This is a genomic window from Roseovarius sp. MBR-6 (assembly GCF_040547525.1).
Lineage (GTDB): Bacteria > Pseudomonadota > Alphaproteobacteria > Rhodobacterales > Rhodobacteraceae > Roseovarius.
Genome location: NZ_JBEPPW010000001.1, coordinates 254,285 through 277,657, shown reverse-complemented (window position 1 = coordinate 277,657; position 23,373 = coordinate 254,285). Strand labels below are relative to the sequence as shown.

General features: G+C 66.8%; 25 protein-coding genes. 21 read left to right on the top strand and 4 right to left on the bottom strand.

Features of this window, described 5'->3' with window-relative positions; translation table 11 throughout:
- Positions 1-41 precede the first annotated feature (41 nt).
- The 14 genes from ABIE57_RS01440 to ABIE57_RS01375 all read left to right on the top strand — a co-directional run bounded on the left by ABIE57_RS01440 (position 42) and on the right by ABIE57_RS01375 (position 14,525).
- On the top strand, positions 42-494 hold the full coding sequence (locus ABIE57_RS01440; protein WP_354537198.1) for an SspB family protein: 453 nt from the start codon (positions 42-44) through the stop codon (positions 492-494).
- Between the two features lie 99 nt (positions 495-593).
- Positions 594-1,151 (top strand): class I SAM-dependent methyltransferase, encoded by a 558-nt coding sequence (locus tag ABIE57_RS01435; protein ID WP_354537197.1) that lies wholly within the window; start codon positions 594-596, stop codon positions 1,149-1,151.
- Between the two features lie 51 nt (positions 1,152-1,202).
- Positions 1,203-2,594, top strand: a complete 1,392-nt coding sequence (gene fumC / locus ABIE57_RS01430; protein ID WP_354537196.1) for a class II fumarate hydratase — start codon at positions 1,203-1,205, stop codon at positions 2,592-2,594.
- On the top strand, positions 2,591-2,773 hold the full coding sequence (locus ABIE57_RS01425) for a DUF4169 family protein (RefSeq protein ID WP_354537195.1): 183 nt from the start codon (positions 2,591-2,593) through the stop codon (positions 2,771-2,773). The genes fumC and ABIE57_RS01425 overlap by 4 nt, the downstream gene beginning before the upstream one ends.
- Before the next feature lie 82 nt (positions 2,774-2,855).
- Positions 2,856-3,095 (top strand): ribbon-helix-helix domain-containing protein, encoded by a 240-nt coding sequence (locus ABIE57_RS01420; RefSeq protein ID WP_354537194.1) that lies wholly within the window; start codon positions 2,856-2,858, stop codon positions 3,093-3,095.
- A gap of 231 nt (positions 3,096-3,326) precedes the next feature.
- On the top strand, positions 3,327-4,979 hold the full coding sequence (locus ABIE57_RS01415) for a BCCT family transporter (RefSeq protein WP_354537193.1): 1,653 nt from the start codon (positions 3,327-3,329) through the stop codon (positions 4,977-4,979).
- 99 nt (positions 4,980-5,078) lie between these two features.
- Positions 5,079-6,299, top strand: coding sequence for an aminotransferase class V-fold PLP-dependent enzyme (locus ABIE57_RS01410; protein ID WP_354537192.1), 1,221 nt, complete (start codon positions 5,079-5,081; stop codon positions 6,297-6,299).
- A gap of 47 nt (positions 6,300-6,346) precedes the next feature.
- Positions 6,347-7,771 (top strand): cryptochrome/photolyase family protein, encoded by a 1,425-nt coding sequence (locus ABIE57_RS01405; RefSeq protein ID WP_354537191.1) that lies wholly within the window; start codon positions 6,347-6,349, stop codon positions 7,769-7,771.
- Between the two features lie 5 nt (positions 7,772-7,776).
- Positions 7,777-9,012 carry a class I SAM-dependent methyltransferase gene (locus tag ABIE57_RS01400; RefSeq protein ID WP_354537373.1) on the top strand — a complete coding sequence of 412 codons (1,236 nt, stop codon included), beginning with the start codon at positions 7,777-7,779 and terminating at the stop codon, positions 9,010-9,012.
- A gap of 18 nt (positions 9,013-9,030) precedes the next feature.
- A complete protein-coding gene (locus ABIE57_RS01395) occupies positions 9,031-9,471 on the top strand; it encodes a TrgA family protein (protein ID WP_354537190.1) in 441 nt (146 codons plus the stop codon).
- A complete protein-coding gene (locus ABIE57_RS01390; protein WP_354537189.1) occupies positions 9,468-10,283 on the top strand; it encodes an NUDIX domain-containing protein in 816 nt (271 codons plus the stop codon). Before ABIE57_RS01395 ends, ABIE57_RS01390 begins: the two co-directional genes overlap by 4 nt.
- Before the next feature lie 56 nt (positions 10,284-10,339).
- Positions 10,340-11,371, top strand: coding sequence for a cysteine synthase A (locus ABIE57_RS01385; RefSeq protein WP_354537188.1), 1,032 nt, complete (start codon positions 10,340-10,342; stop codon positions 11,369-11,371).
- Positions 11,368-13,812, top strand: a complete 2,445-nt coding sequence (locus ABIE57_RS01380) for a DUF3772 domain-containing protein (protein WP_354537187.1) — start codon at positions 11,368-11,370, stop codon at positions 13,810-13,812. Before ABIE57_RS01385 ends, ABIE57_RS01380 begins: the two co-directional genes overlap by 4 nt.
- Positions 13,809-14,525 carry an alanyl-tRNA editing protein gene (locus tag ABIE57_RS01375; protein ID WP_354537186.1) on the top strand — a complete coding sequence of 239 codons (717 nt, stop codon included), beginning with the start codon at positions 13,809-13,811 and terminating at the stop codon, positions 14,523-14,525. The genes ABIE57_RS01380 and ABIE57_RS01375 overlap by 4 nt, the downstream gene beginning before the upstream one ends.
- Positions 14,526-14,528: 3 nt before the next feature.
- Here the strand turns inward: ABIE57_RS01375 and ABIE57_RS01370 are convergent, their stop codons facing one another.
- Positions 14,529-15,650 (bottom strand): AI-2E family transporter, encoded by a 1,122-nt coding sequence (locus ABIE57_RS01370; RefSeq protein WP_354537185.1) that lies wholly within the window; start codon positions 15,648-15,650, stop codon positions 14,529-14,531.
- A 31-nt stretch (positions 15,651-15,681) separates the two neighbouring features.
- Complete coding sequence (locus ABIE57_RS01365; protein WP_354537184.1) at positions 15,682-16,296, bottom strand: histidine phosphotransferase family protein; 615 nt, start codon at positions 16,294-16,296, stop codon at positions 15,682-15,684.
- A 26-nt stretch (positions 16,297-16,322) separates the two neighbouring features.
- Between ABIE57_RS01365 and ABIE57_RS01360 the strand changes: the two genes are divergently transcribed.
- The 4 genes from ABIE57_RS01360 (at position 16,323) to ABIE57_RS01345 (ending at position 19,155) form a co-directional block, all read left to right on the top strand.
- A complete protein-coding gene (locus ABIE57_RS01360; protein ID WP_354537183.1) occupies positions 16,323-16,505 on the top strand; it encodes a DUF3553 domain-containing protein in 183 nt (60 codons plus the stop codon).
- A 106-nt stretch (positions 16,506-16,611) separates the two neighbouring features.
- Positions 16,612-17,376, top strand: a complete 765-nt coding sequence (gene olsB / locus ABIE57_RS01355) for an L-ornithine N(alpha)-acyltransferase (protein ID WP_354537182.1) — start codon at positions 16,612-16,614, stop codon at positions 17,374-17,376.
- Positions 17,377-17,378: 2 nt separating this feature from the next.
- Positions 17,379-18,188, top strand: a complete 810-nt coding sequence (gene olsA / locus ABIE57_RS01350; RefSeq protein ID WP_354537372.1) for a lyso-ornithine lipid O-acyltransferase — start codon at positions 17,379-17,381, stop codon at positions 18,186-18,188.
- 436 nt (positions 18,189-18,624) lie between these two features.
- Complete coding sequence (locus ABIE57_RS01345; RefSeq protein ID WP_354537181.1) at positions 18,625-19,155, top strand: CIA30 family protein; 531 nt, start codon at positions 18,625-18,627, stop codon at positions 19,153-19,155.
- 6 nt (positions 19,156-19,161) lie between these two features.
- Here the strand turns inward: ABIE57_RS01345 and ABIE57_RS01340 are convergent, their stop codons facing one another.
- Positions 19,162-19,779 carry a thiamine phosphate synthase gene (locus ABIE57_RS01340; protein ID WP_354537180.1) on the bottom strand — a complete coding sequence of 206 codons (618 nt, stop codon included), beginning with the start codon at positions 19,777-19,779 and terminating at the stop codon, positions 19,162-19,164.
- Between the two features lie 134 nt (positions 19,780-19,913).
- On the opposite strand from ABIE57_RS01340, the gene ABIE57_RS01335 reads away from it, so the two are divergent.
- The 3 genes from ABIE57_RS01335 to ABIE57_RS01325 are packed head-to-tail and all read left to right on the top strand — an operon-like array spanning position 19,914 to position 22,758.
- Positions 19,914-21,329, top strand: a complete 1,416-nt coding sequence (locus tag ABIE57_RS01335) for a YcjX family GTP-binding protein (protein WP_354537179.1) — start codon at positions 19,914-19,916, stop codon at positions 21,327-21,329.
- Complete coding sequence (locus ABIE57_RS01330) at positions 21,326-21,766, top strand: GNAT family N-acetyltransferase (protein ID WP_354537178.1); 441 nt, start codon at positions 21,326-21,328, stop codon at positions 21,764-21,766. Before ABIE57_RS01335 ends, ABIE57_RS01330 begins: the two co-directional genes overlap by 4 nt.
- Positions 21,763-22,758: a YcjF family protein gene (locus ABIE57_RS01325; protein ID WP_354537177.1), complete on the top strand. Its 996-nt coding sequence runs from the start codon at positions 21,763-21,765 to the stop codon at positions 22,756-22,758. The genes ABIE57_RS01330 and ABIE57_RS01325 overlap by 4 nt, the downstream gene beginning before the upstream one ends.
- A 12-nt stretch (positions 22,759-22,770) precedes the next feature.
- On the opposite strand, the gene ABIE57_RS01320 is transcribed toward ABIE57_RS01325, so the two are convergent.
- The gene (locus ABIE57_RS01320) at positions 22,771-23,229 is read right to left on the bottom strand and encodes a GatB/YqeY domain-containing protein (RefSeq protein WP_354537176.1); all 459 of its coding nucleotides are present in this window, start codon (positions 23,227-23,229) and stop codon (positions 22,771-22,773) included.
- Between the last annotated feature and the right edge of the window lie 144 nt (positions 23,230-23,373).

Sequence of the window (23,373 nt, the reverse complement as noted above, 5' to 3'; positions counted from 1 at the left end):
AATCCCCTATGCTGACCATGAAAGCGGACCCGAGGTAAGGCATGACGCGCTCCATCGATTACGGAAACCTGATGCATCGCGCGATGCGGGGCCTCATTCAGGAGGTTCTGACCGATGTGGCCGCGAACGGGTTGCCGGGGGCGCATCATTTCTTCATCACCTTCGACACGACCCACCCGGAGGCCCGGCTTGCCGGCTGGCTGCGCGAGCGCTACCCATCCGAGATGACCGTGGTCATGCAGCACTGGTATGAGGCGCTGGACGTGGGCGATGACGGCTTTGGCATCACCCTCAATTTCGGCGATGCACCCGAGCCGCTCTTCATCCCCTATGACGCGATCCGCACGTTCGTCGATCCCTCGGTGGAATTCGGCCTGCGCTTCGAGACGCAAGAGAGCGACGCGGATGACGACGACGAGGAAGATGAGGACAGCCCCGAACCGGACCCGCATGACGGCGGCGAGGTGGTGAGCCTCGACAAGTTCCGCAAGTAACCGCCGGTTCCATGAAATTTCGGTAACGCCAATCGCCCGGTTATGCGGCTGTCACAGTCGCGCCTTAGCTCTGATTCGAACATGGATCAGGAGGCCGGCATGGCAAAGGATTTCGGGCTTTTCATCGGCGAGATGCTGCGCCATCCCGGCGAGGTCGTGGCAATCGCGCCCTCGTCCGGGGCGGTGGCGCGGCGCATCACCGAGGGGCTTGAGGGGGTAGAGGGCCCCGTTGTCGAGATCGGGCCGGGCACCGGCAGCTTTACCCGCGCGATCCTTGCGCGCGGGATCAGGCCGGACCAGTTGACGCTGCTGGAGACGAATGCACGTTTCTGCGCGGCGCTGGCAGAGCGGTTTCCGGGCGTGCGCGTGCTCAATCGCCCGGCACAGGAGATTGCCGGGATCGGATTGAGCGGCATCGGCGCGGTTATCTCGGGTGTGCCGGTTCTGGCGCGTCCAAAGATTCAGCGAGAGGTCGTGGGCCGCGCCTTCGAGGTGATGGCACCGGGTGGGTTCTTTGCGCAGGTCACCTATAGTCCCAAGGCCCCAATTGCGCCCGAGATGCAACGCGAACTGGGCATCCGCGCCGAGAAACGCGGCACGGTCTGGGGAAATCTGCCGCCTGCGCGGGTCTTTGTATTCCACCGTATACAGCATTGATCTTTTCACCGCCTGCGGTATGAACGGGCAAACCGCCAAGGAGATCCCGCCATGACCGCCACCCGCACCGAATCCGACAGTTTCGGCCCTCTGGACGTTCCCGCCGACAAATACTGGGGCGCGCAGACGCAGCGCTCGATCCTGAATTTCCCGATCGGCTGGGAAAAGCAGCCCGTTGCCATCGTGCGCGCGCTTGGCGTGATCAAGAAGGCCTGCGCCGAGGCCAACAAGGCCTCGGGCAAGCTCGACGCGCGTCTGGCGGATGCCATCATCCAGGCGGCGGGCGAGGTGATCGAGGGGCGCTTCGACGACAATTTCCCGCTGGTCGTGTGGCAGACGGGATCGGGCACGCAGTCCAACATGAACGCCAACGAGGTGATCGCCAACCGCGCCATCGAAATTCTGGGCGGCACCATCGGCTCCAAGGACCCGGTGCATCCCAACGACCATTGCAACATGGGGCAGTCCTCGAACGACACCTTCCCCACCGCCATGCACATCGCCGCCGCCACCACCTGCCACGAGGTGCTGATCCCCGGCCTCGAGAAACTGGCCGCAGGCCTCGAGGCCAAGGCGGAGGCGTTTGCCGACATCATCAAGATCGGCCGCACCCACACGCAGGACGCGACCCCGCTCACGCTGGGGCAGGAGTTTTCGGGCTACGCCATGCAGGTCCGGAACGGCATTGCGCGCATCAGGCTGGCGCTGCCGGGCATCTACGAGCTGGCGCAGGGCGGCACCGCCGTCGGCACCGGGCTCAACACCGCAAAGGGCTGGGACACGACCGTGGCCGCCCATATCGCCGCCATCACCGGCCTGCCTTTCGTCACTGCGCCGAACAAGTTCGAGGCCCTGGCCGCCCATGATGCGATGGTGTTCATGTCGGGCGCGATCAAGACCGCCGCCATGGCCTGCTACAAGATCGCCAATGACATGCGCTTTCTCGGCTCCGGCCCGCGCTCGGGTCTGGGCGAATTGATCCTGCCCGAGAACGAGCCGGGCTCTTCGATCATGCCGGGCAAGGTCAACCCGACGCAGGCCGAGGCGATGACGCAGGTCTGTGCCCATATCCTCGGCAATGACGCGGCGATTTCCTTTGCCGGCAGCCAGGGCCATTTCGAGCTGAACGTCTACAACCCGATGATGGCCTACAACCTCTTGCAGTCCATGACGCTTCTGGGCGACGCCGCCGACAGTTTCACGCTGCGGATGCTGGAGGGCACGCAGGCGAATGTGGAGCGGATCGAAAAGCTGATGCGCGAATCCCTCATGCTGGTGACGGCGCTGGCCCCCACCATCGGTTATGACAACGCCACCAAGGTCGCCAAGACCGCGCACAGGAACGGCACCACCTTGCGCGAGGAGGCGATCGCGCTCGGCTTCGTCGACGGCGAGACCTTTGACCGCGTGGTGCGTCCCGAAGACATGATCGGCCCGAAATGACCGACGGCCCGGTGAACCTCAACCGGGTGCGCAAGCAAAGGGCGCGGGCCGAGCGACAGGCCCGCGCCGACGAGAACGCCGCGAGGTTCGGGCGGACCAAGGCACAGAAAAAACTGGAAGAGGCGGAGGCTGACAAGGCGCGCCGCACGCTTGATCAGCACCGCCGCGAGGAGGACTGATGCGGGTTTCTTCTGGCCTGAAATATCCCGGGGGAATCGCCGCGTGCGGCGATGGGGGCAGCGCCCCCCGGCACGGCCGGCCATGAGCGCGCGGCCGGTCAAGCGCTCCCTCACCCTGCAAGGGCACCGCACCAGCGTTTCGCTCGAGGATGATTTCTGGCAGGCCTTCCGTGACATCGCGCAGGCGCAGGGGCGCGCGCTCAATGCGCTTGCGGCCGAGATCGACGCCACGCGCGATCCCGAAACGGGGCTGGCCTCGGCGATCCGGGCCTATGTGCTCGCGCATTATCGCGCGCAGGCGGGCGAAAACCGCAAACTGTGACGACCCATGTCGTTTTTCGCATGAATCCGACCGCGCCCGGTTGAAGGCCGGACACAAGGCTTGTTACGGTGAGGGGGCGCGCAGATCGTCCCTCGGGGCGGTCTTTCGATCCCGGAGGCAATGACCGCCACCGGATCCCTGTCCGTCGGGCACGCGCGGCGTGCCGTGTCCCATCCGCCGGAGGCGGAGAGTGGGCAAGTGCGGCGACAATGAGAAAACAGGAGGGACGGCATGTCAGACGACACCGCCAATCAGGGCATTCCCGCGCCGGAGGGCGCGTCGGATATCATCGAGACCGAGTATGAGATCGGTCAGGACAATATCCAGACACGGATCGGGCCATTCGGCCTCGACATCCACAACCCGGTCTTTGCGATCTCGGGTTTGGCGATCATCGCTTTCGTCGCCTATGCGATGGTGGCGCCGCAGCAGGCGGGAGATTTCTTCGGCTGGCTGCGTCCGGCGCTCACCTCGACCTTCGACTGGTTCTTCCTGTTGTCGGCGAATGTCTTCGTGCTGTTCTGCCTGCTGCTGATCGTGACACCCTATGGCTCGGTCCGGCTCGGCGGGTCGGATGCGACGCCGGATTACAGCTATGTCGGCTGGTTCGCGATGCTCTTTGCCGCCGGCATGGGCATTGGCCTCATGTTCTTTGGCGTGTTGGAGCCCGCCTATTACTTCGGCACGCCCTGGGGCGATGCGCCTCTGGGCACGGTGCGGCCCTTTACCGAGGATGGTCAGTTGATCGAGGCCAATGTCGCGGAGGCGCGCCGTATGGCGCTGGCCGCGACCTCCTATCACTGGGCGCTGCATCCGTGGGCGATCTATGCGGTGGTGGCGCTGGCACTCGCGCTCTTCAGCTACAACAAGGGCTTGCCGCTGACGATCCGCTCGGCGTTCTACCCGCTCCTGGGCGAGCGGGTCTGGGGCTGGTGGGGCCATGTCATCGACACGATGGCGGTGTTTGCCACGCTCTTCGGTCTCGCCACCTCGCTTGGCTTCGGGGCGCAACAGGCCAATGCGGGGCTGGAATATGTCTATGGCATCCCCAACAATGTGACGGTTCAGGTGATCCTGATTTGCGCGATCACGGCGGTGGCGCTCGTCTCGGTGCTGCGTGGGCTCGATGGCGGCGTCAAGGTGCTCTCCGAGATCAACATGGTGATCGCGCTGGTGCTGCTTGTCTTTGTGATGTTCGCGGCCGGTGCGGTCAGCATCCTGACCGAATTTGTCGCGGGCGTCGGGGCCTATTTCCGCGAGGTCATTCCGCTCTCGAACCCGTTCGGGCGCGAGGATACCGGCTATATGCAGGGCTGGACGGCGTTCTACTGGGCCTGGTGGATCAGCTGGTCGCCCTTCGTGGGCATGTTCATCGCCCGCGTGAGCCGGGGCCGCACGGTGCGCGAATTCGTCACCTGCGTGCTGATCATCCCGTCGCTGGTCTGCGTGTTCTGGATGGCCACCTTCGGCGGGGCTGCGATCAACGACATGATCGCCGATCCGGCGGCAAGCGCGGTCAAGGCGCAGGTCATCGACAGCTACAACCCGCCACTGTCGCTCTTTGCGATGCTGGACGGGCTGCCGCTCTCGTCGATCACCTCGACGATCGGCATCGTGCTGGTGATCGTGTTCTTCGTCACCTCGTCGGATTCGGGCAGCCTTGTGATCGACACGATCACGGCGGGCGGCAAGGTCGACGCGCCGGTGCCGCAACGGGTGTTCTGGTGCACCTTCGAAGGGCTGGTGGCCATCGCGCTTCTGATCGGCGGGGGCCTTGGGGCCTTGCAGGCGATGGTGATTTCCACCGGCCTGCCGTTCACGGTCATCCTGCTGCTCATGTGCGTGGCGATCTGGAAGGGACTTGCCGCAGAAAAACGCGGCTGAGACCGCGCCGCGGCGCAATCGACGCTCAGGGCCCTCCGGCTGTTGCAGGCCGGGGGGCTTTGGTGTTTTGTGACATCGTCATCAGCGGAAGGGATGAGCATGACGCTTGATCTGGAGTTTGTGCGCACGCAGTTCCCGGCTTTTGCCGAGCCATCGCTTGCGGGCCAGGCGTTTTTCGAGAACGCGGGCGGGTCCTATACCTGCGCGCCGGTCATTGCCCGGCTGGAGCGGTATTACCGGCAACGCAAGGTGCAGCCTTACGGCCCCTATGACGCAAGCCGTCTGGCGGGCGAGGAGATGGACGAGGCGCGCACGCGGCTGGCGGCGATGATGGGCGTGGCCACCGATGAGCTTAGCTTCGGCCCCTCGACCACGGCGAACACCTATGTTCTGGCGCAGGCGTTCCGGCAATGGATGGATCCGGGCGATGCGATCATCGTCACCAATCAGGACCATGAGGCCAATTCCGGCCCCTGGCGGCGGCTGGCCGAGGCGGGGTTCGAGGTGCGCGAATGGAAGATCGACCCCGAGAGCGGCCTGCTCGACCCCGAAGATCTTGAACACCTGCTGGATGAGCGGGTGCGGCTGGTCTGTTTCCCGCATTGCTCGAACGTGGTGGGCGCGGTCAACCCGGTGGTCGAGATCACCGCGCTGGCGCATGCTGCCGGGGCCTTTGTCTGTGTCGATGGTGTCAGCTACGCGCCCCATGGTCTGCCCGAGGTGGGCAAGATGGGGCCGGATATCTACCTCTTTTCGGCCTACAAGACCTACGGGCCGCATCAGGGGATCATGGTGATCCGGCGCGAATTGGGCAATCTCCTGCCCAATCAGGCGCATTATTTCAACGAGGGCACGCTTTACAAACGCTTCACGCCTGCCGGCCCCGACCATGCGCAGGTGGCGGCAAGCGCCGGCATGGCCGATTATATCGACGCGCTGGCGGCGCATCACGGCATTGCAGGCGATGCCGTCACGCGCAATGCGGCTGTGCATGATCTCATGCGCGCGCATGAAACGGCCCTTTTGCAGCCGCTTCTCGATTACCTCAAGGACCGCAATTCCGTCCGCCTCATCGGCCCGACCGACGCCGCAGAGAAGGCCCCCACCGTGGCGGTCGCGCTCAATCGTCCGGGGGCCGAGGCGGCGGCAGACCTGGTCGCGCATGGCATCATGGCGGGGGGTGGCGATTTCTACGCCGTGCGCCCGCTTCAGGCGATGGGGGTGGATCCCGCCCGCGGCGTGCTGCGGCTGAGTTTCGTGCATTATACGAGCGCCGACGATGTTGACCGGCTGATGACGGCGCTTGATGATGTTCTTTGATCCAACCCGCCGCAGCTTGCGTAACAAAAGGTAAACAAGGGGCGGGGATGGGACAGAACCAGGCCACATTGCTTTGGCTGCGTCGGGATTTGCGTCTGGGTGATCACCCGGCGCTTCTGGCGGCCTGCGCGGGTGGCGGCCCCGTGGTCCCCGTGTTTATCCACGATGAGAGCGTGAGCGCGCTTGGGGCAGCCGCGAAATGGCGGCTGGGCCTGTCGCTGGCATCACTTGCGCGCGAGCTTGAGGCGCGGGGCAGCCGCCTCATCCTGCGGCGCGGTGCGGCGCGCGACGTGCTGCTGGCCTTGGCCGAAGAGCTGGACGCGGCGGCGGTTCATTGGTCGCGCCTCTATGATCCCGAGACGATCGCACGCGACAGCGCGATCAAGACGGCGCTGAAGGCGCGCGGCATCGAGGCGCAGAGCCACAATTCCCACCTCCTCTTCGAGCCTTGGACGGTCGAGACCGGCACGGGCGGGTTCTACCGCGTCTACAGCCCGATGTGGCGCGCGGTAAAGGACCGGGACGTGCCCGGGCCGATGGCGGCCCCGTCACGCATCCCCGCGCCGGACGCCTGGCCCTTGAGCGAACGCCTCGACGACTGGCAGATGGGCGCGGCGATGCGGCGCGGCGCGGCGGTTTGCCTGCCCCATCAATGCGTGGGCGAGGCGGCGGCGCAAGACCGGCTGGCCGAGTTCGTCGGCGGTGCCATCGGGCCTTACAAGGACGCGCGCAACAATCCCGGTATCAGCGGCACCTCGGGCCTGTCGGAAAACCTGACCTATGGCGAGATTTCGCCGCGCACCTGCTGGCACGCGGGGCTGCGCGCGCTGCACGAGGGGGCGCAGGGGGCCGAGCATTGGTTGAAAGAACTCGTGTGGCGCGAGTTTGCCTATCACCTGATGTATCACACGCCCGAGATCCTTGCCCGCAACTGGCGGCGGGAATGGGATGCGTTTGCCTGGACGCAGGGGCGCGCGGGTGACGTGCTGCGCTGGAAACAGGGGCGCACCGGCGTGCCCTTTGTCGATGCGGCCATGCGAGAGATGTATGTGACGGGAAAGATGCACAACCGCGCGCGGATGAACGTGGCGTCCTATCTCACCAAGCACATGATGGTGCATTGGACGGTGGGACGCGACTGGTTCGCCCAATGCCTGACCGATTGGGACCCGGCGTCGAACGCGATGGGCTGGCAATGGGTGGCGGGTTGCGGGCCGGATGCCGCGCCCTATTTCCGCATCTTCAACCCCGAGACGCAGCTTGCGAAATTCGACCCCGACGGGGCCTATGCACGGGCGTGGATTGCCGAGGGGCAGATGCGGCCATCGCAAACGGCGCTGAGTTATTTCGACGCCATTCCAGAGAGTTGGGGGCTGCGTCCCGAGGATGCATACCCCGCGCCGCTGGTGGGTCTGGCCGAGGGGCGCAAGCGGGCTCTTGAGGCTTATGAACAAAGGGAGGTCCGTGCATGAAGGACATGGCGACCGAGGCGGGCCTTGTGGGCACGGTGCTGACATCGACGCAAGGGGCGCAGCACCTGCCGCGCTATTTCGCGCGGTGTTTTTCAGTGGCGTTGGCGATGCGGGCGGGGCGGCTCGATATCCGGCTGCCCGATGGCCGGGTGTTCCGTGCCGAAGGACGCACGGCAGGCATCGAGGCGGAATTGCATGTCCACGATACGGAGGTCTTCGCGCGGCTGGTGCGCGAGGGCTATCTGGGGTTTTGCGAGGCCTATCTTGACGGCGGCTGGTCGACCCCCGACCTGCAAGCCTTTCTCGACCTGCTGAGCGATGACAATGACGCCATCTATTGTGGCTATCCGGGGCAGAAAATCGCGCAGATCTACGAGCGGATCCGCTTCTGGTTCAAGCGCAATTCCAAGGAACAGGCACGGCGCAACATCGAATATCATTACGATCTGGGCAACGATTTCTACGCGCTCTGGCTCGATGACACGATGACCTATTCGAGCGCGGTTTTCGACACCGGCACCGAGAGCCATGAGGCCGCACAGCGCGAGAAATACCGCCGCATGGTCGATGCGATGGGGGTGAAACCGGGCGATCATGTGCTTGAGATCGGTTGTGGCTGGGGCGGCTTTGCCGAATATGCGGCAGGCGAGCGGGGGCTGCGGGTCACCGGTCTGACGATAAGCCCGTCGCAACTTGCCTATGCGCAAAAACGCATGATGGATGCCGGTTTGACCGATAAGGTCAACCTGAAATTGCAGGACTACCGCGACGAGACCGGCCATTATGACGGCGTGGCCAGTATCGAGATGTTCGAGGCGGTGGGGGAAAAATACTGGCCCGTGTTTTTCGATACCCTGCGCGCGCGGCTGAAACCCGGTGCGCGGGCGACACTCCAGATCATCACGGTCGAGGATCGCCGCTTCGAGAGCTATCGCAAGGATATCGATTTCATTCAGAAATATATCTTTCCCGGCGGGATGCTGCCGGGGCCATCGGTGCTTCGGCATGAGGTGGCGCGCGCCGGATTGCACGAGATCGGATCGGTCGAGTTCGGCCAGAGCTATTCGGAAACGCTGCGCCGCTGGCACGCCACGTTCAACGACAAATGGCCCGAGATCGCCGCCATGGGCTTTGACGCGCGGTTCCGGCGGATGTGGAATTTCTACCTCACCTCTTGCGCGGCGGCCTTCAAAGGGGGTAGTTGCGATGTGACACAGATCACCATCGCAAGGCCCGGATAGATGCCCGTCTCCGATTCCATGCCAACGGCCGGCAAGTTCGTGGCGGCCATCGGTCTGGGTGCTCTTGGCTGGATCGGATCGGACCTGTTCCGCCCGTTGATGCCCGCAGAGACGCAGTTCGGCATGTTCAATTACGTCAATGTCGGTCTTGGGATTGTCTGCGGCTGGATGGTGACAGGCAGACGGCTGGGCCATGGATATGCCACCTCGATCAGCGCCGGGCTGACGGGGATGATGGCCCTTGTGTTCTGGGCGCTGTTTTTCCAGAGCCTGAACGAGATGCTGCGCCTTGCGCTTGACCGCCGGATCAACGGGCTGATGACGGGATTTACCACGATGCTGGAGCTTGCCGCCGAGTATGTGGTGATCATGCTTGACGGCACGCTGATCGGCGTGCTGCTGGCGGGCGGCTTTCTGGTGGGCGTTCTCGGCGAATTCGTGGCGCGGCGGTGGTCGTGAGCGCGGCGCAGGATGCCTATGTGACGGCGGTTCTTGGGGAGGCCGTGGGCGAGGCACTGCGCGTCGAGGCCATGGCCGAGGTGCTGCGCGGATATGAGCGGGGCGCGGAGGCCGCAGAAATGGCCACGCGGCGGCAGATGATCCTGGCGCGCGCCCATGCACGGCTGGCCGCGCGGGCGCATGCCGCGCCGGTGACCCTGCGCAGCGATGCCCCGCGAGACGCGGTTCGCGAAGAGGCCGTCGAGATCACCCATGACGGGTTCTTTCTCACCCGCCGCTACAGCTTGCGCGCGCCGCTTTTCGATGGCGGGCAGAGCGAGATGCTGGCGCGCGAGGTGTTCGTGGCGACCGATGCCGCGCTGGTGCTGCCCTATGATCCGGCGCGCGACCGGGTGCTTCTGGTGGAGCAGTTCCGCATGGGGCCATATGGGCGCGGCGATCCGCGCCCCTTCTTGCTCGAGCCGGTGGCGGGGCGCATCGATGGCGGCGAGACGCCCGAGGAAACCGCGCGCCGCGAATGCCGCGAGGAGGCCGGGCTCGAGTTGCGCGGGCTGGAGAAGATTTCAAGCCATTACTGCACGCCGGGCTATTCGACCGAATATTTCCATCTTTTCCTGGGGATTTGCGACCTGCCGGAGCTTGGGCAAGGGCGCGGCGGTCTGGAGACCGAGCACGAGGACATCCGCACGCATGTCATCGGCTTCGCGCAGGCCATGGATCTCTTGCGCTCGGGCGAGGCCAATAACGGGCCGCTGGTGCTGAGCCTTCTGTGGCTTGAGCGCGAGCGCGCGCGGCTTCGGACGGCGGGTTGAGTTCCGCAGCCCAACCCCATAAACCTGAAGGCCGAGACAGGACAGGAGCGACCAAAATGCGCATTGCACGGGATCTGGCCGAGGCCGTGGGGAACACCCCCCTTATCCGGCTCCGCCGCGCCAGCGAGGAAACCGGCTGCGAGATCCTCGGCAAGGCCGAGTTTCTCAACCCCGGTCAGTCGGTCAAGGACCGCGCTGCGCTCTATATCATTCGCGATGCGGTGGCGCGCGGGCTGCTCGCGCCCGGCGGCACCATCGTCGAGGGCACGGCCGGCAATACCGGCATCGGGCTGGCGCTGGTGGGCGCGTCGATGGGGTTCAGGACGGTGATCGTCATCCCCGAGACGCAGAGCCAGGAAAAGAAGGACATGCTGCGGCTGGCCGGGGCCGATCTGGTGCAGGTGCCCGCCGCCCCTTACAAGAACCCCAACAACTATGTGCGCTATTCGGGACGACTGGCCGAGGAACTGGCGCGCACCGAACCCAATGGCGCGATCTGGGCCAACCAGTTCGATAACGTGGCCAACCGTCAGGCGCATGTGGAGACCACGGGGCCGGAAATCTGGGAGCAGACGGGCGGCAAGGTGGACGGGTTCATCTGCGCGGTGGGATCGGGCGGCACGCTGGCGGGCGTGGCGATGGCGCTTCAGGGCAAGGGCGTCAAGATCGGGCTGGCGGACCCCGACGGCGCGGCGCTGCACAGCTTTTACACCACCGGCGCGCTCAAGGCCGAGGGCAGTTCGATCACCGAAGGGATCGGGCAGGGGCGCATCACCGCCAACCTCGAGGGCTTCACCCCCGATTTCAGCTACAACATCCCCGATGCCGAGGCGCTGCCGCTCGTGTTTGACCTGCTGGCAGAGGAGGGGCTGTGCATGGGCGGCTCAACGGGCATCAACATCGCGGGTGCCATGCGCATGGCGCGCGAGATGGGGCCGGGGCATACCATCGTCACCATCCTGTGCGATTTCGGCAACCGATATCAGTCCAAGCTCTGGAATCCCGAGTTCCTGCGCGAAAAGGGCCTGCCGACGCCTGCCTGGCTTGAGGGGGCACCACGCTCGATCCCGGGGGTGTTCGAGGCGTGAGACATCTCCTTGTTGCTTTCTGGCTTGCACTGGCGACGGCACTGATAGGTGCCGTCTCGACCGTTTCCATGATCCCGGCCGCGCAGGCGCAGCAGGCGCTGAGCGGACCGGATTATGGGGTTTGGGAAAACCTTGCAGGGCGCGTCGAGGGGGCACTGGAAAGCGACGAAGTCGAGACGCTCGAGCTTGAGAACCTGCGGCGGCAGCTGGTCGAGTTTCGCCAGCAGTTCCTTGACGCGCAGGGTGTCAACGCCACTCCGATACGCACCGTTCGAGATCAGATCGAGGCGCTCGGGCCGGTGCCTGAAAGCGGCACCGAGCCGGATGACGTCGCCGCGCAGCGCGAGGAGCTGAACCGGCGGCTGGTGCGGCTGGAGGGTCCGGTGCGCACCGCCGAACTGGCGCGGAGCAGAGCGGATGGGCTGATCAACGGTATCGACGAGATGATCCGCAACCGGCAGACCGCCGAACTGTTGCGGCTGGGGCCGATGCCGGTCAATCCGCTGCACTGGCCAGAGGCGGTCAAGAGCGTGTTTGCCCTGCTGGACGGGATCCGCGCCGAGGTGGTGCAATCCTGGCGCAGCCCGCTGGGGCGTGTCATTCTCAACGACAACTTGCCGGTGATCTTTGTCTGGACCATGCTTGGGCTGCTGCTGATTGCACGGGGCCGGTTCTGGTCGATGCGGCTGATGCGGCAATTGTCCAAGGACGAGCCGAGCGCGGGGCGCTGGATCGCGAGTTTCGGGGTCTCGCTGGGGGAGTGGTTCCTGCCCTATGCGGGGATCTATGCGCTGGTCAAGGCGATTTCGGCGTCGTCCCTTCTGGGGCCGACGGGTGAGATCGTCATCAGTCAGATCCTGCCCGCCGCGTTCATCTTTCTGCTGGCGCGCTGGTTGTCGCAGCGGGTCTTTCCCCGGCGCGAGCCGCGCGGCCCGGTGCTGCGGCTCGACGAGCGGTGCCGCTATTCGGGCAGGCTCTATGGTGCGCTGCTGGGGCTGGTGGTGGCGGCGTTCTATTTCGTGCAGGCCGTGGCGCATGAGGCGGACTGGAGCGAGGCCGCGACCAATGTCGTGATCTTCCCGATCATGGTTCTGACCGGGTTGTTGCTGTGGCGGCTGGCGGCGCTTCTGCGGCTTCACCACCGGGCCTGCGTGGAGGATGCCGAGACCGAGACCGGCTTTGCCGACAGGATCACGCGGGCGGTGTCGCGGATCATGGTGGCGGTGGCCTTTGTCGGGCCGCTGCTGGCCGCCGTGGGCTATGTCAAGGCGGCGCAGGCGATGATGCTGCCGATGGCGATGTCGATCCTGATGCTGGCCGCGCTGCTCATTCTGCAACGGTTCTTCACCGAGCTTTACGTGATGATCACCGGCAACCGGGCGGGGGCGCGGGAATCTCTGGTGCCGGTGCTGGCGGGCTTTGCGCTCATCCTCGGGTCCTTGCCGGGATTCGCGCTCATCTGGGGCGCGCGTCCCGCCCAGCTCGAGGAATTCTGGATGCGTCTGAGGGAAGGGATAAGCCTTGGCGGGATAAAGCTGTCGCCAACGGTTTTCCTCACCTTCGTTGCCGTCTTCGGCGCGGGCTATGTTGCGACGCGGCTGTTGCAGGGCGCGCTCAAGAACACGATCCTGCCCAAGACCAAACTCGATATGGGCGGGCGCAATGCCATCGTCTCGGGTCTGGGCTATGTCGGGATATTTCTCGCGGCGCTCATTGCCATAACGAGCGCGGGCATCGACCTCAGCTCGCTTGCGATTGTCGCCGGGGCGCTCTCGGTGGGCATCGGTTTCGGCCTTCAGAACATCGTGTCGAATTTCGTTGCGGGCATCATCCTTCTCATCGAGCGGCCGATTTCCGAGGGCGACTGGATCGAGGTGGGCGGGCAGCATGGCTATGTGCGGGGCATCTCGGTGCGCTCGACCCGGATCGAGACCTTCGACCGCACCGACGTGATCGTGCCCAATGCCGATTTTGTCAGCGGAACGGTGACGAACTATACCCGTGGCAATACCGTGGGCCGGGTGATCGTGCCGGTGGGCGTGGCCTATGGCACCGATACCCGGAAGGTGGAGGCGATCCTGCGCGAGGTGGCCGAGGCGCATCCGATGGTGCTGATGAACCCCAAGCCGACGATCCTTTTTCAGAATTTCGGCGCAAGCTCGCTCGATTTCGAGATCCGCGCGATCCTGCGCGATGTGAACTGGGTGGCGAGTGTCAGATCGGACATGAACCACGAGATTGCGCGGCGCTTTGCCGAAGCGGGCATCGAGATTCCATTCCCGCAGCAGGATCTGTGGCTGCGCAATCCCGAGGCGCTGCGTGGCGAGGCCGCACCCGCCACCGAACCACCCGCACCCGCACCAGGCGCGCCGTCCTCCGCACCCGCGATGATGACCGAGGGCGATATGGACGGCGATGGCGGCGAAGGCGACGGACGATGAGTGTGGCGCTCTATCTGGACGATCCTTACCTTGCCGAAGCCCCGGCGCGGGTGGTGGCGCATACGCAGGAGGGCGGCGTGGTCCTTGATCGCTGCCTCTTCTACGCCACCGGCGGCGGGCAGCCGGGGGACAGCGGCCGGCTGGACTGGCCGGGGGGCAAGATGGTGGTGGCCACCGCCCTGAAGGCCGAGGCGGGCATCGCCCTTGTGCCGGGCGCGCCTCAACCGTTGCCGCCTGTGGGGGCGGAGGTGATGCAGTATCTCGACTGGGAGCGGCGGCACCGTCACATGCGGATGCACACCGCGCTGCACCTGCTGTCGGTGGTCATCCCCTTGCCCGTCACCGGCGGGCAGGTGGGTGAGGCGCGCAGCCGACTGGATTTCGACATGCCCGAGGCACCCGAGGACCGCGAGACGCTGGAGGCGTATCTCAACCTTTTGGTGGAGCGCGATCTGCGCGTGTCGGAAGACTGGATCACCGATGCGGAGCTGGACGCCAATCCGGCGCTGGTCAAGACCATGTCGGCAGCGCCGCCGCGCGGGCAAGGGCGGGTGCGTCTCATCCGAATCGGGCAGGGAGAGGGTCAGGTCGATCTTCAGCCCTGCGGCGGCACCCATGTGGCGCGCACCGGCGAGATCGGTGCGCTGCGTCTCGGCAAGGTGGAGAAGAAGGGCCGCCAGAACCGGCGGGTCTATCTGCATCTGGACGACTGAGCGTTACCGCCGCCGGTCCAGATCCGATTCGGTCTCGGCCAGACCTTCGCGCGACAAGAGCACCGCCACCGAGCGCAGCCCCGGCACATGACTGCACACGATCATGATCCCCACCATGATCGGCACCGCGAGAAACATCCCCGGTATTCCCCAGACCGCGCCCCAGAAGGCGAGGCTGATCATGATGCCGAAGGAGGACACGCGCAACGCGCGCCCCATCAGCGTCGGGTCGATGATGTTGCCGTTGAGGAACTGGATCGCGCCGGTAATGGCGAAAATGGCAAGTGTCAGCGGGCCGTCGGCCAGTTGCACGAAAGCCACCAGCGCCACCAGCACCGTGGCGATGATCGAGCCGATGGCCGGAATATAGTTGAGCACGAAGGTAAGGATCCCCAGGGGCCCCGCGAGATCGAGCCCGAAGGCGCGCGCCACGAAATAGACCATGAGGCCGGTGATCGCGCTTACCGCGGTCTTGACCAGCAGGTAATAGTTCACCCGGTGGATGATCGAGGAGATGATGCGGCTGGCCTTGGCGGCCTGTGTGGCGTCGCCCAGAAGGTTTTCCAGCTTGGTGTCGAACCACACGCGCTCGGCGAAGAGGAAGCCGACGAAAAGGATGACCAGAACGGCACCCTGCATCAGGCTGCCCGCCTGTCCCGCGAGCGTGCGCAGATAGCCCGCCACATCAAAAGTGGCGACCGCGTTGCGCACCGCGGTTTCGGCATCGGGACCAAGCCAGGCGACGGTGGCCGCGAGCGCCTCGGGGGCGCGGTCGGTATAGGCCAGCGTGGTCGAGAGCACGGTATTGGCCTGCGACAGGATGATCGCCGAGAGGCTGAGCAGGGCCGCCGAGATGAGCGCGAGCGCGGTGAGGCTGGCCAGCCAGTTGGGGATTCGGGCCGGCCCGATGCGCACCCGCGCGATGGAGTTGATCGCATCGGAGGTCAAGCTGAAGAGGATGATCGCGGTGGCAAGCGAGATCAGCATGAAGCGCGCCTGCACCAGCAGGAACAGCACCACGGCAAAGGCGATGATCACCTGTGCGGCGGTGCGGACGCGCCCGAGATCGGTCGCGGGGTCTGGCGTGGGCACGGGGGCGTGCGGAGGGCGCTCGGCTTTGGTCATGGCCCTGAGTATCGGGAAATCCCCGCCAAGATCAATCGGCCTTGGCCTGCGACAGAACGAGGCGGAGGGTTTCGGCATCGTGGGTGATCCGGATCGCGGCAGCGCTTTCGGCAAGGGCCCGGTCGAGGACGGCAAACTCGATCCGGCGCGGGTCAGGCGCGGGCCGGGCGGCGCGCCCCGAAAGCCCGTCCCAGAGCGCGGGATCGGCGTTGATCTGACCGGTGGCGGTCAGCGCGAGTGCCGCGCCATCGCGCGCCACATGCAGCGTGCCGCCGCGCGGCAGGGCGTGGAGCGCGCACATGAGCGCGAGGGTGAGCTGCTGCGCCTCGGAGCGCGTCAAACTGCCGTCAACTGCCCAGGTGAGCGAGAGGCGCGGGCGCGCGGCGAGCGGGGCGGCCAGCAACCTGTGCAACACCTCGCTGTCAACGGATGCGCCGGTGCTGGCCTGACCGAAGGCAAGCCGCATGAGATCGAGCGTGGCGCGCGCGCTGTCAACGCTTTCGCGCATGAGCGCCAGTTCCGGTGTTGGCGGTCCGGCCATCTCCATCAGGTCGAGCCCTGCCATGAGCGCGCCCAGGGGGCTTGCCAGATCGTGGCAGATACGCGACGCTAGAAGCGGCGCGAGGTCGGGCACGTCATCGGCCATCGCGCAACCGTCGGCAGGGCCTTGGTATGACAGAGATGAACGCCTTTCTCGAGCCGGGGATGCTTGTGACCAACCCGGCGCGCCCCGAGTGGGGCGTGGGGCAGGTGCAATCTAACGTGTCCGGGCGCATCACGGTGAACTTTCGCGAAGAGGGCAAGGTGGTCATTGACGGCAACCGGGTGGTCCTTCTGCCCCATCTGGATGACTGAACTTGGTTAGCAAGAGGTTAACACGCGCATGGCCATGCGCCAACGCCGCGTTGCAAGCCTGCCCCTGGATAGGCTAAACCCGGCCAACCGCAGAAAGCCGAGGCCGATGAGCGCAGCCCCCCGATTCCGAGTAGAGCTTGCCCGCACCGAGGCCGATGTCATGGCGGCGCAGCGCCTGCGCTACGAGGTTTTTGTCGAGGAACTGGGCGGCGATGGCGAGATGGTCGATCACGCCGCGCGGCTGGAACGGGACCGGTTCGATCCGTTCTTCGACCATCTTCTGTTGCGCGACGACACGCGCGGCGGCGCGGTGGTGGGCGTCTATCGCCTGTTGCGGCAGGAGGCCGCAGCGCGCGCGGGGCAGTTCTATTCCGAGGATGAATACGATCTGGCCCCGCTCAAGGCAAGCGGGCGGCCCTTGCTCGAACTGGGCCGGTCCTGCGTGGCGCGGTCCTATCGCGGGGGTGCGGGGCTCTATCATCTCTGGCAGGGGCTGGCGCGCTATGTCGAGGCGCATGGCATCGAGGTGCTCTTTGGCGTGGCAAGCTTTCACGGGACCGATGCGCAGGCGCTGGCGCAGCCGCTGTCGCTTCTGCATCATCGCCACCTTGCGCCGCCCGAATTGCGGGTGCGCGCGCGGCAGGCGCATTTTCAGCGGATGGATCTGATCCCCGAGGCCGGGATCGAGCGGCCCGTGGCGATGCGCGCGGTGCCCGCGCTGATCAAGGCCTATCTGCGGCTGGGGGGCTGCGTGGGCGAGGGGGCGTTTGTCGATCATGCCTTCAACACGATCGACGTTTGTCTCGTGATGGATACCGCGCGGCTGAGCGCGCGGCAAAGGGCGCTCTATTCCGGCGAGGATGCGCGGTGAGCATGACCTGGTATTCGGACGCGCCGCCGCCCGAGGTGGCGCGCGCGCGCGGGTATTGGTGCCGCGTGATCTGGCGCGGCGCGCGCATTGCAGCGGTGATCGGCGCGGGCGTGCTGGCGACGCTCATTCTGCGGGGACCGGAGCACGCGCTGCACGGGCTGCAACGGCCCTGGACACAGCCCGTGACCGTCTACGTGATGGGCCGCGTGTTTGCCATTCTCGGCATCGCGCTGGTGGTCGAGGGCACGCCCATGACCGGCCCCGGCGCGGTGGTGGCCAATCATGTCTCATGGCTCGACATCTTCGCGCTCAACGCGCGCAAGCGGGTCTATTTCGTGGCCAAGTCCGAGGTGTCGGGCTGGCCCGGCATCGGGTTTCTGGCGCGGCTGGTCGGCACGGTCTTCATCCGCCGCAACCCGCGCGAGGCGAAGGCGCAGACCGGGATTCTGGCGGCGCGTCTCGGCGCGGGGCATCGGCTGCTGTTCTTTCCCGAGGGCAGCAGCACCGACGGGCAGCGCGTGTTGCCGTTCAAATCCACGCTCTTTCAGGCGCTGCGCGGTCTGGGCGCAGGGGTCCGGGTGCAGCCGGTGACGCTGATCTACGAGGCGCCAGAGGGGCAGGACGCGCGGTTCTACGGCTGGTGGGGCGATATGGAGCTTGGTGCGCATCTGGGCCAGGTGCTGGGTGCGGCGCGGCAGGGGCGGGTGCGGATCATCTGCCACGCGCCGCTTGACGTGGCGGCTTTCCCTGACCGCAAGGCGCTGGCGCTCGCGTGTGAGCGCGCGGTGCGGGCTGGGATGGGCGCGCGATGATCGGGCAGGGCACGAAAAAACCCCGTGAAACCCCCGTGCGGAACGTCCGCACGGGGGCTGGCCTGCCCGCAAGCGGGCAGGAGGAGAGCCGTAACACGCCTAGGAAGAGTGCCCGGAGAGCGCCGTCACCGAAACGGGGCTGGGGATGAGACTGGTCACAGCTACCGGATCGTTTTCGCCACTCACGTCGCGACCCTGATACACAACAAACCCCGCGACGATCAGACTTGCCAGAACAAGCATCCTGATTGTGTTGGCCACCCGCATGATCCCGTGCTCCTTTTTTCCCAAGCGTCACACACCTGCAACCGGCAGGCAGATCATCGTTGCCGCGGCGCGGCACGGTCAGGCAATAACGGCGGGGTGTTATCGGATAACACGGGCCTTTTTCGGCGGGCAGGTCGTGCTATCTTGAACACATCAAAGGGAGAAACCCATGGCTTTACGTCTTGTGCTGGCAATGATGCTTGCCATGTCCGGCCCCGCCCGATCCGATCAACCCATGCTCGATTACACCCCGCCGCCGCTTTCGTCCTGGAGCTATGTCAGCGATCAGGTCATGGGCGGGGTGAGCGAAGGTGGCGCGCGCGTCGCGGCCGATCATGTCCGGCTTGAGGGCGCGGTGAGCACGGCGAATCGGGGGGGATTCATTCAGACGCGGGTGATGCTCGACACGCCGTTTCCGGAAAATGCCCAAGGGCTGGTGATTCGCGTGCGCGGCAACGGCGAGCGGTATTTCATGCATCTGCGCACCGGCGGCACGCTGTTGCCGTGGCAATATTACCAAGCGGCGTTCGAGACCGGGCCGGCGTGGCAGGTTCTGCGGGTTCCGTTCACGGCTTTCCGGCCCTCTGGCGCGATGCTGCGCGCGACGCCGCGCCCCGAGACGGTCAAAAGCGTGGGTTTCGTGGCCTTCGGGCGCGACCACCGGGCCGATCTGGCGGCAGAGTGGCTAGGGCTTTACTGAGCCGGGTCACATCGCCGCGAGAAGCCGGGACAGCGCCGCACCGGCATCGTCCTCGCGCCAGATTTCCTCGCCGAAGGCCAGGAAGTCGCTGACCGGGGCAAGGCTGGCGACGGTCTGGCCATCAAGCGCGCCCTCGGCCACGACCGGCAGTTCGATCATCTCGGACCACCACTCGAAGAGTTCTCGCTCGGCGCGTGTGCCCGAGCCGAGCGCCGTTGCCCCGACCGGACCGAAGGACACGTAATCCGCGCCCGCCTCTCCGGCGCTCATGCCGTCATGGCGCGAGGCCCCGCAAAAGGCCCCGACAATGGCATCGGGACCAAGCGCCTTGCGCGCCGCGCGCACCGAGCGCGCGCCGTCCGGAAGGTGCACCCCGTCGAGGCCAAGCCGTTCCACCAGCCCGAGATGGCGCTCGATCACCAATGCCACGTCGCGCGCGTGTGTTATTTCGCGGCAGGCATCCGCGGCGCGCGCGACACTGTCCTCGTCGGTGCTGGCCAGGGCGAGGCGCACGCAGGCCACGGCCTGCGCATCGAGCACGGCGGCAAGGCGGGGGGCAAACGCGTCCCGTTCGAAGGCGGGCGGGGTGACGAGGTAGATCTGCGGTTGCTCTGCTTCGGCCATGGCGCGAACTCCTTGAAATCGTGCCGCTCTCTTAGCGGGGAAAATCGTGTTTGACCACTCGTCGCGGGAAATGGCCTCTGGCAAGGTGCGGCACCGCTCTCTATCTTGGGCGCAACGGGCAAAAGGGGCGGGGCGTGGCGATTGCGGGGCTGGCCGAAGGGCTGACACGGGGCATCGAGGATCTGGGCGACCGCGTATCGGGCGCGTTCTTCGAGCCGGTGATCCGGCTGGGCGTCACTGGCCTTGCGCGCGCGGGCAAGACGGTGTTCATCACCGCGCTGGTGGCCAACCTCATGGACCGGGCGCGCATGGGCGGGCTGCGCGCGGCGGGTGAGGGGCGTATCCTTGCCGCCTATCTGCAACCGCAGCCCGATGTGACCCTGCCGCGTTTCGATTACGAGACGCATCTGGCGGCGCTCACCGGACCCGAGCCGCACTGGCCCGAAAGCACGCGCGCGGTGTCGGAATTGCGGCTCTCGCTGCGGGTGCGGCCTGCGGGGATGCTGGCGGGGCTGGCGGGGCCGCGCACGGTGCATCTCGATATCGTCGATTACCCGGGCGAATGGCTGCTTGATCTGGCGCTTCTGGACCAGAGTTACACACAATGGTCGCGCGGCGCGCTGGCCCGGGCCGAGGGGCAGGCGGAGGCCGGGGAATGGTGCGCGGCGCTCGATGCTGCCGATCCCGCAGCCCCCCATGACGAGGCCGAGGCGCAGCGGCTGGCGCGGGCCTATACCGGATGGCTGACAGCGGCGCGCGCCAAGGGGCGCGCCGATTGCACGCCGGGGCGGTTCCTGCTGCCCGGCGATCTGGCGGGCGCGCCGGTCGTCACCTTCGCGCCGCTGCCCGAGTTGCCGGGGGCGGGACGCCGCAGCCTTCTGGCCGAGATGGCGCGCCGGTTCGAGGGCTACAAGCGCGAGGTGGTCCGCCCGTTCTTTCGCGCCCATTTCGCGCGGATCGACCGGCAGATCGTGCTCGTCGATGCGCTGGATGCGATCCACAAGGGGCCGCAGGCGCTGGAGGAGACGCGCGGTGCCATGGCGGGCATCCTTGGCGCGTTCCGGCCGGGGCGCAACGCGTTCCTGACGCGGATCTTGCAGGGGCGGCGGGTGGAGCGGATCCTTTTCGCCGCCACCAAGGCCGACCATCTGCACCACACGCAGCACGCGCGCCTTGCCGCGATCATGGAGGCGCTTCTGCGCGAGGCGCGCGACCGGGCGGATTTCGCCGGGGCGCAGACGCGCGCCATGGCCATCGCCGCGCTGCGCGCCACGGTGGAGGAAGAGCGCGGCCATGGCGGCAAGGTGCTTGGCATGGTGCGCGGGCGGCTTCTGGAGACCGGGCGGCAGGCGGCGTTTCATCCCGGCGATCTGCCCGAGGATCCTGCCGCGCTGCTGTCGCCTGCCCGCGCGGGGGCCGAGGCGTGGCTGGGCGACGGCTTTGGCGCCATGCGCTTTGCGCCTGCGCGCCTGAGCCTGCGCCCCGGCGAGGGGCCGCCGCATATCCGGCTCGACCGGGCGGCGGAGTTCCTGATCGGGGACCGGCTGTGAGGCTGGCGCGCGCGCATATCTGGCAGGTGCCCCGGCTGGCGGCGATCCTCTGGGCCTTTACCCGCGAGACGCCGTGGTTGCCGCGCGCGCGCAGCCGGGGCGCGGATCTGCGGGTGCTGGTCACGGTGGTGCGGCGCGGCTGGGTGCGGGTGGCGTGGCTGCGCGGGCGCGTCGCGGGTTTCGTGGTGCGCGAGGGCAGCCGCATTCACGCCCTCTATGTCTGTCCGCGCATGCGGGGGCAGGGGGTGGGCCGCGCGCTCCTGACCGAGGCCAAGGCGGCGGGGGCGCTTGATCTCTGGGTTCTGGTGGCCAATGCGCCCGCCCGCGCCTTTTACCGTGCCGAGGGCTTTGCCGAGGAGAGTTATGCGCGGGGCGGCGGCAACGACGAGGGGCTGCCCGATATCCTGATGATCTGGCGCGAAAGGAACGGGGCATGAGCAAGGGGCCGGTGCTGATCGAGCTGGACGAGGGATCCGAGGCCGCGCCCGACCGTGCGCCCCCGGTGCCCGAGGCGCTGCCCGAGGGGCAGGCCATGCGCGCGGTGATGGCGGGCATGGCGCGGCGGCCGTCCTGGCTCGGCCGGGCGTTCTGGGGGCTGGCGCTGGCGCTTCTCGGCGCGGCGGTGTCGGTCGCGGCCTGGGATTTCGTCATGGCGCTCCTTGCGCGCGCGCCCCTGCTTGGCTGGGCGGTGGCGGGCGTCGGCGTGGCGTTGCTGGGGGTGGCCGTGCTCATCGGCCTGCGCGAGGTGGCGGGGTTTGCCCGTCTCGGGCGGCTCGATTCGCTGCGCGCAGAGGCCGGGGCGGCGCGTGATGCGGGCGATCTGGCCGCGGCGCGCAGGGTGCTGGCGCGGCTGCGCGCGCTCTACCGGGGCCGGGCCGAGGCGGCCTGGGGTCTGGCGCGTCTTGACGAGCGGGCGGGCGATGCCTTTGACGCCGACGCGCTTCTGGCTCTGGCCGAGGCCGAACTGCTAGCGCCCCTCGACGCCGCAGCCCTGCGCGAGGTGGAGGGTGCTGCGCGGCAGGTGGCCGCGATCACGGCGCTGGTGCCCCTGGCGCTCGCCGATGTGGTGGGCGCGCTGGTGGTCAATCTGCGGATGATCCGCGCGGTGGCGACGATCTATGGCGGGCGCACCGGCACGCTTGGCAACTGGCGGCTGGCGCGGGCGGTGATGGCGCATCTGGTGGCCACGGGCGCGGTGGCCGTTGGTGACGACCTCATCGGCAGCGTGGCGGGCGGCGGGCTGGTGTCGCGGCTCTCGCGGCGCTTTGGCGAGGGGGTCGTCAATGGCGCGCTGACGGCGCGGGTGGGGCTGGCCGCGATCGAGCTGTGCCGCCCCCTGCCGCGCATCGCCACGCCCGCGCCCTCGGTCGGCGGCGTGGTGCGGCGCGCGCTGACCGGGCTTTTTTCGCGTGGAGACGCGGCGGGGTAGGGCGCGGCGCGGTTAGCCGAGCCGCGCCTTGACCTGCCCGCCCACGGCACCGAAATCCATCTGACCGGCGTGGCGGTCCCTGAGCCGGGCCATGATCTTGCCCATGTCGCGGATCGAGCTTGCGCCCACATCGGCGATGGCGCGGTCGATGGCGGCCGCGACCTCGGCGTCATCGAGCTGGCGCGGCAGGAAATCCTCGATCACCGCGATCTCGGCGCGCTCGCGTTCGGCAAGATCCAGACGCCCGCCCTCTTCATAGGCGCGCACGCTTTCGTTGCGCTGCTTGGTCATCTTGGCGAGAATCGCCAGAATGTCGGAATCGCCCAACGGGGCCGCATCCTCGGAGCCGCGCTGCGCGATTTCCTGATCCTTGATCGCGGCATTGACCAGCCGCAGCGTGGCGAGGCGGCTCTGGTCCTTGTCCTTCATGGCCTGTTTGAGGGCGTGGTTGACCCGGTCGCGCAAATCCATCTGTCCATCCCCATGGCAGTTCGCAAGTCCATGACATTAGCCAATGCGCAGACCCAAGGCAACCTGTCCACATGCGGCGTGGATCGCGGCTTGACCCTGTCGGGGGCTGGGCCTAGGTATGCGCCGATTTGCCCAAGCCCGGAG

What these genes read in the sequence shown, in the direction of transcription:
- ABIE57_RS01420 (WP_354537194.1), top strand. Translation starts at nt 2,856, where the DNA reads ATGAGCGCGCGGCCGGTCAAGCGCTCCCTCACCCTGCAAGGGCACCGC.
- fumC (WP_354537196.1), top strand. Translation starts at nt 1,203, where the DNA reads ATGACCGCCACCCGCACCGAATCCGACAGTTTCGGCCCTCTGGACGTT.
- ABIE57_RS01415 (WP_354537193.1), top strand. Translation starts at nt 3,327, where the DNA reads ATGTCAGACGACACCGCCAATCAGGGCATTCCCGCGCCGGAGGGCGCG.
- ABIE57_RS01400 (WP_354537373.1), top strand. Translation starts at nt 7,777, where the DNA reads ATGGCGACCGAGGCGGGCCTTGTGGGCACGGTGCTGACATCGACGCAA.
- ABIE57_RS01365 (WP_354537184.1), bottom strand. Translation starts at nt 16,296, where the DNA reads ATGGCCGATGACGTGCCCGACCTCGCGCCGCTTCTAGCGTCGCGTATC.
- ABIE57_RS01435 (WP_354537197.1), top strand. Translation starts at nt 594, where the DNA reads ATGGCAAAGGATTTCGGGCTTTTCATCGGCGAGATGCTGCGCCATCCC.
- olsA (WP_354537372.1), top strand. Translation starts at nt 17,379, where the DNA reads ATGACCTGGTATTCGGACGCGCCGCCGCCCGAGGTGGCGCGCGCGCGC.
- ABIE57_RS01440 (WP_354537198.1), top strand. Translation starts at nt 42, where the DNA reads ATGACGCGCTCCATCGATTACGGAAACCTGATGCATCGCGCGATGCGG.
- ABIE57_RS01325 (WP_354537177.1), top strand. Translation starts at nt 21,763, where the DNA reads ATGAGCAAGGGGCCGGTGCTGATCGAGCTGGACGAGGGATCCGAGGCC.
- ABIE57_RS01385 (WP_354537188.1), top strand. Translation starts at nt 10,340, where the DNA reads ATGCGCATTGCACGGGATCTGGCCGAGGCCGTGGGGAACACCCCCCTT.
- ABIE57_RS01425 (WP_354537195.1), top strand. Translation starts at nt 2,591, where the DNA reads ATGACCGACGGCCCGGTGAACCTCAACCGGGTGCGCAAGCAAAGGGCG.
- ABIE57_RS01320 (WP_354537176.1), bottom strand. Translation starts at nt 23,229, where the DNA reads ATGGATTTGCGCGACCGGGTCAACCACGCCCTCAAACAGGCCATGAAG.
- ABIE57_RS01375 (WP_354537186.1), top strand. Translation starts at nt 13,809, where the DNA reads ATGAGTGTGGCGCTCTATCTGGACGATCCTTACCTTGCCGAAGCCCCG.
- ABIE57_RS01340 (WP_354537180.1), bottom strand. Translation starts at nt 19,779, where the DNA reads ATGGCCGAAGCAGAGCAACCGCAGATCTACCTCGTCACCCCGCCCGCC.
- ABIE57_RS01405 (WP_354537191.1), top strand. Translation starts at nt 6,347, where the DNA reads ATGGGACAGAACCAGGCCACATTGCTTTGGCTGCGTCGGGATTTGCGT.
- ABIE57_RS01360 (WP_354537183.1), top strand. Translation starts at nt 16,323, where the DNA reads ATGACAGAGATGAACGCCTTTCTCGAGCCGGGGATGCTTGTGACCAAC.
- ABIE57_RS01395 (WP_354537190.1), top strand. Translation starts at nt 9,031, where the DNA reads ATGCCAACGGCCGGCAAGTTCGTGGCGGCCATCGGTCTGGGTGCTCTT.
- olsB (WP_354537182.1), top strand. Translation starts at nt 16,612, where the DNA reads ATGAGCGCAGCCCCCCGATTCCGAGTAGAGCTTGCCCGCACCGAGGCC.
- ABIE57_RS01410 (WP_354537192.1), top strand. Translation starts at nt 5,079, where the DNA reads ATGACGCTTGATCTGGAGTTTGTGCGCACGCAGTTCCCGGCTTTTGCC.
- ABIE57_RS01345 (WP_354537181.1), top strand. Translation starts at nt 18,625, where the DNA reads ATGGCTTTACGTCTTGTGCTGGCAATGATGCTTGCCATGTCCGGCCCC.
- ABIE57_RS01370 (WP_354537185.1), bottom strand. Translation starts at nt 15,650, where the DNA reads ATGACCAAAGCCGAGCGCCCTCCGCACGCCCCCGTGCCCACGCCAGAC.